The organism is Halorubrum tibetense, from assembly GCF_042661865.1.
In the GTDB taxonomy this organism is placed as follows: Archaea; Halobacteriota; Halobacteria; order Halobacteriales; family Haloferacaceae; genus Halorubrum; species Halorubrum tibetense.
Window position 1 is genome coordinate 1 of sequence record NZ_JBHSWW010000255.1, and the last position, 3,494, is coordinate 3,494.

Annotated in this window: 6 protein-coding genes; 4 read left to right on the plus strand and 2 right to left on the minus strand. The window is 67.1% G+C overall.

Features of this window, described 5'->3' with window-relative positions; translation table 11 throughout:
- The coding region (locus tag ACFQEU_RS13125; RefSeq protein WP_379782857.1) for a response regulator at positions 1 to 437 on the minus strand (437 nt) is incomplete at its 3' end.
- Positions 438 to 539: 102 nt separating this feature from the next.
- Here ACFQEU_RS13125 and ACFQEU_RS13130 point away from each other — a divergent pair.
- The 4 genes from ACFQEU_RS13130 to ACFQEU_RS13145 all read left to right on the plus strand — a co-directional run bounded on the left by ACFQEU_RS13130 (position 540) and on the right by ACFQEU_RS13145 (position 2,858).
- Complete coding sequence (locus ACFQEU_RS13130; RefSeq protein WP_379782859.1) at positions 540 to 1,013, plus strand: chemotaxis protein CheW; 474 nt, start codon at positions 540 to 542, stop codon at positions 1,011 to 1,013.
- 111 nt (positions 1,014 to 1,124) lie between these two features.
- Positions 1,125 to 1,820 (plus strand): RAD55 family ATPase, encoded by a 696-nt coding sequence (locus tag ACFQEU_RS13135; RefSeq protein ID WP_379782861.1) that lies wholly within the window; start codon positions 1,125 to 1,127, stop codon positions 1,818 to 1,820.
- Entirely contained in the window at positions 1,820 to 2,206 is a 387-nt protein-coding gene (locus ACFQEU_RS13140) for a hypothetical protein (protein ID WP_379782863.1), read from the plus strand. Before ACFQEU_RS13135 ends, ACFQEU_RS13140 begins: the two co-directional genes overlap by 1 nt.
- A 43-nt stretch (positions 2,207 to 2,249) precedes the next feature.
- Positions 2,250 to 2,858, plus strand: coding sequence for a DUF7504 family protein (locus ACFQEU_RS13145; RefSeq protein WP_379782865.1), 609 nt, complete (start codon positions 2,250 to 2,252; stop codon positions 2,856 to 2,858).
- Positions 2,859 to 2,927: 69 nt separating this feature from the next.
- Here ACFQEU_RS13145 and ACFQEU_RS13150 read toward each other — a convergent pair.
- Positions 2,928 to 3,494: hypothetical protein (locus tag ACFQEU_RS13150; protein ID WP_379782867.1), on the minus strand; the 567-nt coding region annotated here is incomplete at its 5' end.

Genomic DNA, 3,494 nt, shown 5'->3' on the forward strand with positions numbered 1-3,494 from the left:
TCGAGGTCGGCGTCCGCCACCGACCGCACGGCAGCGACGAGCCGGTCAGCCTCGCGGGAGACGCCGGCAGACACCTCGCCACCCGGCTTCGCGAAGAAGTCGACCGCACCGCGCTCGAGCGCCTCGAACGTTACTGCCGCCCCGTCGTCGGTGTGTGCCGACAGCATCAGGATCGGCGTCGGCGTCTCGGCCATGATCCGCTCGACCGCCTCGAGTCCGCCCATTCCGGGCATCTCGACGTCCATCGTCACTACGTCCGGTCGCGTCTCCGCGACGACTTCGAGCGCCTCCGCGCCGTCGCCGGCCTCGCCGACGACCGCCACCCCGGCGTCGTCGAGGAGGTCGGCGATCAGCCCCCGCATGAACGGGGAGTCGTCGACGACGACCACCCGCGGAGCGTGCCCCCGCCCACCGCGTCGATCCGTCGTCCTACTCATGTCCGAGAGACCGCCCAGAATCGGCATAAACCCACGGACCCAGTAATCACCGGTGATAATTCAGGGGACACGGTTATGAGTCGTTTCCACACACCGTCGTGTATGGCAGCCATACAGACGGACGCCGAGCTCACGAAGGTACTGGAGTTCGGCCTCGGCGAGGGAACGTACTGTTTGGACATCGGCGTCATCGACGAGATCGTCGACGCCGGCGAGCTCACGCGGATCCCCAACTCACCCGACCACGTCGAGGGCGTGATGGACCTCCGCGGACGGACGACGACGATCGTCGACCCCAAGACGCTGTTCGATATCGAGGGGACGGGCCCCCGAGAGCGGATCGTCGTGTTCGACGACGACCGGCTCTCGGAGGGCGGCACCGTCGGGTGGATCGTCGATGAGGTGTTCCAAGTTCGTGACGTCGGTGTCGAGGACGTCGACGAGGGCACGACCACGGACGATCAGGGGATCAACGGGATCGTCAAGTCGGACGACCGGTTCGTCGTGTGGGTCGATCCCGCAGTCGACGGGGGCGAGGGCACCGATGTCCCGGTCGACGAGTCGACGACAGCCTAACTCGAATCGGGCGCTTTTGCGTGTGGCCGAGGCGACTCGACGATCACTCGGCGTTCTCACCGCTGAAAACCGGGCGGCAAGGCTTATGCGGAAACCCGCGAGGATCCAGGTATGCGCGTCTCCAGTGGGGTCCCCGGCTTCGACGAGGTGGTCGACGGCGGGTTCCCAGCCGATCGACTGTACGTGGTAAGCGGCCCGCCCGGCAGTGGGAAGACGACGTTCTGTTCACAGTTCGCCGCGCAGGGGGCCCGAAACGGGGACGACGTGCTGTACGTCAGCATGCACGAGACCAAAGCGGGGATCAAACGCGATATGGGCGGCTACGATTTCGGCTTCGACCGCGCCCTGGAAACCGACCGTATCACGTTCTTGGACTCCTTCTCGGCCGACGGTCGTCGGTTCTTCGGACTGCCCGGCGAACGCCGGGATCGGTCCGGCGTCGCTAATCGACTCACTGGGTTCATCAACTCCCGCGACATCGACCGCATCGTCTTCGACTCGACGATGCTGTTGCGATTCCTGCTCGACGACGACGAGGACACCATGATCCAACTCCTCTCGTCGCTTAAACGAACCGACGCGACCACGCTCCTCATCTCCGAGATGACCGATCCGAGCGCGTACTCCGAGGAGCACTACCTCGCACACGGTGTCGTGTTCATGCATAACTACTTGGAGGACGACGGGATGCGCCGCGGACTACAGGTGCTGAAGATGCGTGGAGCGGACATCGATACCGACATCCAAGACGTCGAGTTTACCGACGGTGGACTTCGTGTCGGTGGGGCGGCGACGGTGACCCACTGATGTACGATCGGACCTTCGGCACGGACTGGGAGAAGGCCGAGCTCGACCGCGGGGAGGCAGTCGACCGGGCGTTCGCGCTCGGCGTCGCCGCGGGCTGTGGGAGCGACCGACCGACCGAGCTCGACCGCGTCCTAGCCGCGTTCCCGAGCGCGTACGACCGGAGCCTGGTGGAGCTCGCCTACGACGAGGGACGGACGAAGGCGCTCGAAGCGCCGGTCGACGAGCCCGAGGCGGTGTGGAAGGAGCTCGTCGACGCCGCGGGGACGCCTCGCCGCCCGCCGGTGCCGGCGGCGCTTCCCGGAGCCCTCAGCGAACTGACTCTCACGGAGCGACCGCGGAACGGGCCTCCGTCGTCACTTGACCTCCCGTCGTTCCTCCGAAAGTGATCCCTCGGAAGGGTTTTACCGGACTCGCCCTCAGGTGGGACATATGAGCGTGCTTCCCGAGGCTGTCCTCGACGCCGACAGCGTGCTCATCAGCGGCCCCCCGATGAGCGGGAAGTACGACCTGTTCAACCGCCTTCTCGCCGCGTGGTCGGACGCGCCCATCCTCGTCTCGACCGGCCGCACGGCCGAGAAGGTCCGTACGGACTACGCACGCGCCACGGGCGGCAGCGCCGACGACGTGATCGTTATCGACTGTGTCACGCACCAACAGGGCGACAAGCCCGCGGACACCCCGACCACGAAGTACGTCGGAAGCCCGGGCGACTTGACCGAGATCGGGATCAAGTTCACTGACGTCGTCGAGTCCTCGGCCGGGCTCTCCCGCGCGGTCGGTGTCTACTCGCTGTCGGAGCTGTTGATGTACTGGGAGCCGGAACGGATCTTCCGGTTCACTCGCGTGATGACCTCGCAGGCCTCCGGGCAGGACTGGCCGTTCGTTGGGGTCGTGGGATCGACGACACACGACGAACAGGTGATACACACGCTCCACGAACCGTTCGAGCTCGTGGTGGAGACGCGCGTCGAAGACGACGAGCGCCAGTTCCGCGTCCGTGGGCGGATGGGGCAGCCCTCCGAGTGGATCGGGTTCTGACGCCTCGGTGGAGCGGCAGCAACGACCGACCGCCGGGCGGGGAACCCCGCGATTGGCTTCGGGGGCGATTCAACCGACGAGCTCGAACTCCACGCCGACGGGCGAGGCATCGACGATCCCCCAGTAGACGAACCGGTGCGTACCGGGACCGAGCGGCGGGCAGACGTCGAGCTCGCGCTCGGGAACCGCCGACGTCAACGACTCCTCGTTCAGGCGGAGCGACCAGCTGTACGTCCCGTTCGGGTCGAGCGGGCGTTCCTCGCGCGGGAGCGTCGCGGGAGCGCCGCCGGTCGCTCCCCGGACGTCGAGCCAGCCCTCGTCCGTCCGGCGCTGGATCGAATACGCGTACTCCCCCTCCGTTCTGGCGGTCGCCCCGCCGCTGTTCCGCAACACGAGCCGGAGCGTCGAGCCGTACGTCTCCGAGGTGGCCTCCGTCGAGAGCTCGAAGCGTGTGTCGTCGGTCTCGACGGTTCGCGTCTCGATCGGCTCGTCGAACGGGGCGTCGAGACGAACGAACCCCCCGTCGGGACAGGAGAGGGTCGCGGGCGTCCCGTCGGGACCCTGTGCTCCGTCGCCGGCCGCGAAGTCGAGACAGCCGGCTACGGCCGTCGTTCCGACCGCGACGACCGCGAAGAA

What these genes read in the sequence shown, in the direction of transcription:
- ACFQEU_RS13130 (WP_379782859.1), top strand. Translation starts at nt 540, where the DNA reads ATGGCAGCCATACAGACGGACGCCGAGCTCACGAAGGTACTGGAGTTC.
- ACFQEU_RS13135 (WP_379782861.1), top strand. Translation starts at nt 1,125, where the DNA reads ATGCGCGTCTCCAGTGGGGTCCCCGGCTTCGACGAGGTGGTCGACGGC.
- ACFQEU_RS13140 (WP_379782863.1), top strand. Translation starts at nt 1,820, where the DNA reads ATGTACGATCGGACCTTCGGCACGGACTGGGAGAAGGCCGAGCTCGAC.
- ACFQEU_RS13145 (WP_379782865.1), top strand. Translation starts at nt 2,250, where the DNA reads ATGAGCGTGCTTCCCGAGGCTGTCCTCGACGCCGACAGCGTGCTCATC.